The following is a 6,755-nucleotide window of genomic DNA, read 5'->3' as shown; positions in this document are numbered from 1 at the left end:
CTGAAAAGGAGACTTCTTGCTTCTGATTCGACATATCTAAAGGATTAAAGGGTTTATACTGTGGCAAAGATACAAAAAATCCCTTTTCATTCCCTTTGGCGAAAGACGATCATGTACGTTTCATATTGGTTTATCAGATTATAGATAACATGTTATCGGTCGACAAAACCGAAGCATCCGCAGCGACAACGTTGTGTCCCCACCACTTCTGCTTCTGTAGTATCGATGGTTCAAAGATAATAAATTAAATGGAAACTTCAAATAGATGGTCGCGTTTTTCATAAAAAAGTCAGGAATCAATAGCAACAACTGTTTATATTGATTACATCGTGGACCTACAACATAGCATACCGACAAATATAAAAATGGGGAAATATAATTAAACAATCGTGCTTTTCGAATGAAATTTATAATAACATAAGGATCTTGACAAATTAGCCTAACACAATAGAATTCTTCATTAAGGGTTTATATATTTCGAATTAATTTTTTTTGGCAAAAAGTATCCCTTTATACAATTAGGATTACATATACAAATTTGAATATGATTTTTCTCTCTAAAACCTGCATTACGGTATAAACGTTTCCCTTCCCAAAACACACCTTTAACAGAATCATAATCTCTGTTGTGAGCATCTATATTTAATATTTTGGCCGTTTGGATTACAGCACAATCCAATTTTCTAATAAGAAGATCTTCAGAGTTTCCTATTGTTGTATTTTTAGGAAGTGAAGTTCCTGATTTTTTGAACATAGAAACCAAAGCCTTGTAAGCCTGCTTGAGTTCTTTAAGATAGGAACTGTCAGTAAGATCAAAACAATATCCTAAATCAATTACCGCACCTAATACAGCTGGATTTTTTACTGGAGAATTTTTCCTTTTAACCATTTCCTTGGCCCATTGACGTGCACGCTCTTCATTATTTTCCCAAAAATAGATTCCATTCCCCAACCAGTCATACCCATTTTTGCTGGGTACAAGACTTTCTTTGCCAGCCACAACATTTTGGGCTACTGACAAATCACAACCGTGAAAACCAATAACCAAATTTGAACGTCTGGAATATAAAGACTCCATTATCTAAGATGATGTGCTAATTTTCCGTCTTGATCCAGGATTCCTGCTCTTTTCAGAAATACTGTTGAACTTTCCTTAGAGGCCGTAGCTTTCTTGATAGCGGCTTTGTACCTTTCTGCTCTTCCAACGATAACATCTGTTTTCATACCTTCTCCTTTCTTCTAACAAGTTTGTGTTTCATATGCAAATTTATATTTTTTTTATCTAAATATTTTCGGAGCAATAAACATATAATTAAATTTAAGTTCGTTTAACGTTTATTGAAAATACTAATTTATATTTTCATGGATAGCAGTATAATATAACACTACTAAGTTATTTTTAACATCTTGAGCGAATTCAACAAACATATCAAATAAATTTCTTCTATCTAAGATCAGCGTACTAGAATCTGTATAAGAATTGATATGCGGATTATTCTTGTTGAACTTTGCAGAATCATGTCTTTTTTATATGAAACGAATTATACCTCAAATATTCAGCTGCTGAAGTATGAGCATTGAGCAATGTCTAGAAGATAATAGTTTATATATTAATATAAAAATTGTACATACAGTAATTTATATATGATATATATTGACTTAATGAACTATTTTATTTAGTTTTCATAAATTTTTGCTATTTTATTTGTGAGTTAAAATAAAATAACATATATTCGCAGTTTAAGTGGATAAAAAGCAAAAGATTGTAACTAAAATTGTTTGATTATGGAAAAAAGACTGAGTATGTTATTAATAGTGATAGTGCTATGTATGGGGACAGCATTGGCACAAAATACGGTCTCAGGTTCAGTTGTCTCTCAGGATGACGGCCAGCCGGTCACCGGGGCTACTGTGATAGTAGAAGGCACGCATTTAGGGACCACAACCAATTCTGAAGGACACTTCACGTTATCTGTACCATCACTGACAGTCGCCTTAAAGATCAGTTATTTAGGGATGAATACAGAAACTGTGCAAGTTGGAGGAAGGTCAAACATTCAGATTAAATTATCTCCTCAAAACAAGACTTTAGACGATGTCGTCGTCGTAGCTTACGGAACAACTCAAAAAAGCAGTTATACTGGTTCAGCGTCTTTCATCAAGTCAGATAAAATTAAGGACGTACCCGTTACATCTTTTGAAAATGCTTTGACAGGAAAAGTTGCAGGACTCCAAATCACAAACAGTTCGGGGCAATTAGGAGAAACTCCTTCTCTTCGCATCAGGGGGATAGGTTCCATGAATGCTTCAAATGATCCACTATATGTCATTGATGGAGTACCTGTCGTGTCGGGAAATGTCGGGCAGATGAGCAGTGACCTATACGTTACAAATAATATCATGAATTCATTGAATCCCGAAGATATTGAAAGCATATCCGTCTTAAAAGATGCCGCGGCATCTGCTCTTTACGGTTCAAGGGCAGCAAACGGAGTAATTCTCATTACGACCAAAAAAGGTAAATCCGGAAAACCTAAAGTCAATGTGAAAATGACATACGGGTTTTCGCCCTCCTGGGCCACAAAGAATTATGAACCTGCAAGTGTACAGGACCAGGTCAACATGATGTATCAAGTATATTACGATGCGAACTATAATGCAGATACGAAAAATGATGCAGAAGCTAGTTCTACAGCCTTAAAATGGTTGAATGAATCGTTTAACATGCATGGATACCAATTAACTGCTGCCGGCACAGGACGTTATCAGAATATAAATATCGGCGAATATGACAATTCCGGACGAGGTGGAAAGTACTATGATTGGGAAAAGGCCTATTTCCGCTCTGCTGCTTATCAAAATTATGATTTTTCCGTAAGTGGGGGTAATGGGACAACAAACTATTATTCATCACTGTCCTACTCTGATCAGCAAGGTCGAAGTCGTGCCAATGACTTTAAAAGAGCTTCAGGAAGGGTCAATTTGATGCAAAAGGCTGGCAAGTTTTTTGATTTTACAACTAATGTTGCCTTTTCAAGAACTCGTCAAGAGGGATTTAATGATACGCGAAACACTGCTACAAATTATTTCTTTGATGTACGTAATCTTTTATGGGGAATGTACTGGCCTACTGATTACAAGACAGGACAACCGTACACTGATCGCTACGAAAGTTATGCATACAACAATTTATACTATGACAAGTTATGGTCAAATTATACGATCAACTCTCAATTTTCGGCAATGGAGACGGTCGCCTTGCATCCTATCCCCAGACTGGATATCAAATCTATCCTATCTTATGAGACTACCGGAGTAAAGGGACATTTATACTATAGCCCGGAGCATTATGATGGTGCAAGCACAAACGGATCCGTTACAGAAACTCGCTCAACTTATGATGATATCACTTCGTCAACGACGGCAAATTATAATTTATTTTCAGGTGACCATGAACTTAATATTATGGCAGGTTTTGAAGCAGAAAAGGTAACGACTGATTATACCCGTGCAGCCGGAACAAACTTGGCCAATAGTGATCTGCAAAGTGTATCTATTGCAGGGGCCTACGATGCTGCCGGATATAAATGGGGACATTCTCTATTATCCGTTTTATCTAAAGCCGATTATAATTTCAATCAGACCTATTATTTGTCTGCCTCTTATCGTCGTGACGGTTCTTCCAGACTAAGCAAGGATAACCGCTGGGGAAATTTCTGGTCTGTTTCTGCTGCTTGGGATATGGAAAAAGAGAAATTCATGAAACCCTTAACTTGGTTAAGTGCTTTCAAATTACGCGTATCTTATGGGGTCAATGGAACACTGCCGACAGACGATTATGGATACATGAGTCTCATGACTTACGACAGTCAGTATATGGGTAAACCTGGTTCACAGTTGAGTACATTGGCAAGTTCCAATCTTTCCTGGGAAACTAGCCAGACCACTAATATAGGCATCGACTTTGGTTTCTTTCGGCAACGGATTCGGGGAACAGTAGAATATTATACAAGAAATTCAAAGAATCTATTACAAGATGTACCCATTTCCTTGGTAACAGGTTTTAGCTCTGTTTTAAAAAATGTCGGATTAATCAACAACCATGGCATAGAAGTTCAACTTGATGGAGATGTCATCAGCAGCAAAAACTGGTTGTGGACGTTGTCACTGAATGCCTCCTTCCTGTCTTCTAAAGTTAAAAAATTGTATGATGGTCAAGATATCATCTGGGAAGATCCGACAGGAGACGATGGTCGGGCACAATTTATTTATCGGGAAGGCCAATCGACGCTCGCCTTTTATGGGTATGAATGGGCAGGAGTTGACAAGAGTAACGGAAACAGTGTATACTATGTAAATGATCCCTCAGATCCTAAGAAGGGAGACTTCATATATAACGGCCGTGGCGCCACTTACGATTACAAGTCAGCCAACTATACCATAATAGGAAGTGCCATACCTGCCGTTTCTGGTGGATTCAGCTCTGACCTGAAATATAAAAGTTTCGATTTGAATCTGAATTTTATTTATAAAATCGGAGGGAAACTTTACGATGCGGCCTACAAAGATGTTGCCGATGATGGTTATTACTGGGCACGGATTCGCGCAGCAAGCTATTATAAAGATATGTGGACGCCAGACAACCCAAATGGCACTCAACCGCGCCTGCAGGGAACCGATCTGACAGATGCCATGCAATACAGTTCCCGACATATCAGCAATGCTTCTTTCCTACGGCTGAAAAATCTCTCATTTGGATATACGTTACCGTCAAATTTATTACAACGCGTATTTATATCAAATGCACGTTTGTTTTTTACAGCATCCAATTTGTTGACTTGGGCAAAATATAAGGAAGCTGACCCTGAAGTCAATCAATACGGCACACGGGGATGGGAAACACCTATCAGCAAAACGTTCACATTTGGAATTGACTTGACTTTTTAATATAATACGGAGGTTTTATGAAATACGATAATACAAAACTATTGAGAAACTGCATATTGCCGCTTTTTTTAATCATAATAGAATGTACCTTCTCTTCATGCAATGGATTTCTTGATATGGAACCAACCAATTCCAAAGAGGCATCCACATCCATTAACAGCGCCTCTGACGCTAAGAATGCCATGAATGGTGTACTGAGGGAAATGACTTCTTATTCTTATTATGGACGAAACTTCTTTTTATATGGGGACGCAAAAGGCGGTGACCTCACAATTTATGCCAATGGCAGAGGTTCAGATGATCTGTATACTTTTAATCACACCCCGACCAGCGGATCTTATGAAGGTTTCTGGTCTACAGGATATAATTGTATCCTACAACTGAATAACATACTGGAAAATATTGATCGGCTGAAAAAGTCAGGAATGAAAGATCTGGACCAGTTGGAAGGTGAAGCTTATACTTTGCGGGCGTTGGTATACTTTGATTTAGTCAGGCTTTACGGACTGCCGTACAATTATAAGAAAGATGCCTATGGCGTACCAAACGTGACCACATTATTACAAGCATCCGATCAACCTGCCCGGTCAACGGTTGAAGAAAATTACAAACAAATTCTGGCCGACCTTGAGCAGGGGGAAAAACTATTGGATACCACCGAAGGCAAAGCCAAGAATAATGGCTATATCAATTACTATGGAAATCTGGCCGAGCAGGCACGTGTCAAATTATACATGGAGGATTATGATGGAGCACTTGCAGCGGCCAAGACGATCATAGACTCCGGAGTTTATCAATTATACTCACCGAATGAATGGGTAGAATCATGGAGTAAACAATTTGGAACTGAGTCTATTTTCGAACTCGGTATCTTCCCCAATGAGGCAGATCTTGGAAGTTCATCATTAGGATACTACTTAATGCAAGCACAACATGACGGAATAAGCAGTGCCATGGGCTGGTTCTTGGCGAGTGACTATTTTCTGACACGATTAGGACAAGACTCTACAGACGTAAGATGGGGCGTAATGGGAAGAGACGAATCAAAAAATCCCACACGCTTGGGGAGTTGTTATAAATATATGGGAGGAACTACGGATATGCCGGGAGATGGAAAGAGTACGGCTACAGCAGTGAACATTAAAGTGATTCGGCTATCTGAAATATATCTGATTGCAGCGGAAGCTTCTCTCCATGCTACTTCTCCGGACAAAACTGCTGCAGCTGACTATCTAAACGCTATCCGAAAGAGATCCCCTCTATTGCCTCAGGCCACAGCATCAACAATAACAGACGATATGATTTTAGATGAACGCAGTAAAGAATTATTTTCAGAAGGTCAACGTTTCTTTGATCTAATCAGAAAGAATAAGACTATCATTTTTAATGATGATTTTCAAAATGTATCTGTTCATACCCGTGAAAAGAGTATTGACAGGAGTTTTTATAAAATTGTTCTCCCTATATCTCAAGATGAGATAAATGCCAATCCTCCTATTGCCAAACAACAGAATACGGGATATTGATACTGTCTAGGCTTCTTCGGAGAAAATCAGAGGTCAGAAAACTATTGGTATAGTCAGATAAACTGCGTCAAAGTCCTTATCTGTTTTGTTGTAAACCTCATTCAAAATCATGATTAAAATCGTAGTTTTCGTATGAGGTAGAATTAAAAAAACTCGAGGGTGTGTCAAAATAGACATATCCTCTTTTTTTATCACAAAGCCCCGACTTTCTCAAGCCAGGGCTTTGCCATGTCCAAAAATTTTTGTACCTTTAGACATATACTTTATAACTATGGCAAAGTT

At 38.2% G+C, this 6,755-nt stretch carries 4 protein-coding genes; 2 read left to right on the top strand and 2 right to left on the bottom strand.

From position 1 onward, the window contains the following. Positions 1-460 precede the first annotated feature (460 nt). On the bottom strand, positions 461-1,078 hold the full coding sequence (locus NG821_RS12095) for a hypothetical protein (RefSeq protein WP_252761915.1): 618 nt from the start codon (positions 1,076-1,078) through the stop codon (positions 461-463). After that, entirely contained in the window at positions 1,078-1,224 is a 147-nt protein-coding gene (locus NG821_RS12090; protein ID WP_252761914.1) for a hypothetical protein, read from the bottom strand. The genes NG821_RS12095 and NG821_RS12090 overlap by 1 nt, the downstream gene beginning before the upstream one ends. Before the next feature lie 561 nt (positions 1,225-1,785). Here NG821_RS12090 and NG821_RS12085 point away from each other — a divergent pair. After that, the gene (locus tag NG821_RS12085; RefSeq protein ID WP_252761913.1) at positions 1,786-4,947 is read left to right on the top strand and encodes a SusC/RagA family TonB-linked outer membrane protein; all 3,162 of its coding nucleotides are present in this window, start codon (positions 1,786-1,788) and stop codon (positions 4,945-4,947) included. Positions 4,948-5,063: 116 nt separating this feature from the next. Continuing rightward, a complete protein-coding gene (locus NG821_RS12080; RefSeq protein WP_252761912.1) occupies positions 5,064-6,473 on the top strand; it encodes a RagB/SusD family nutrient uptake outer membrane protein in 1,410 nt (469 codons plus the stop codon). Positions 6,474-6,755: the final 282 nt, after the last annotated feature.

The sequence above is a fragment of the Segatella cerevisiae genome (assembly GCF_024054555.1).
In the GTDB taxonomy this organism is placed as follows: domain Bacteria; phylum Bacteroidota; class Bacteroidia; order Bacteroidales; family Bacteroidaceae; genus Prevotella; species Prevotella cerevisiae.
This window is presented reverse-complemented; position numbering and strand designations above follow the sequence as displayed.

Excerpts from the sequence above, each read along its gene's own strand:
- NG821_RS12090 (WP_252761914.1), bottom strand. The coding sequence starts at position 1,224 with ATGAAAACAGATGTTATCGTTGGAAGAGCAGAAAGGTACAAAGCCGCT.
- NG821_RS12080 (WP_252761912.1), top strand. The coding sequence starts at position 5,064 with ATGGAACCAACCAATTCCAAAGAGGCATCCACATCCATTAACAGCGCC.
- NG821_RS12085 (WP_252761913.1), top strand. The coding sequence starts at position 1,786 with ATGGAAAAAAGACTGAGTATGTTATTAATAGTGATAGTGCTATGTATG.
- NG821_RS12095 (WP_252761915.1), bottom strand. The coding sequence starts at position 1,078 with ATGGAGTCTTTATATTCCAGACGTTCAAATTTGGTTATTGGTTTTCAC.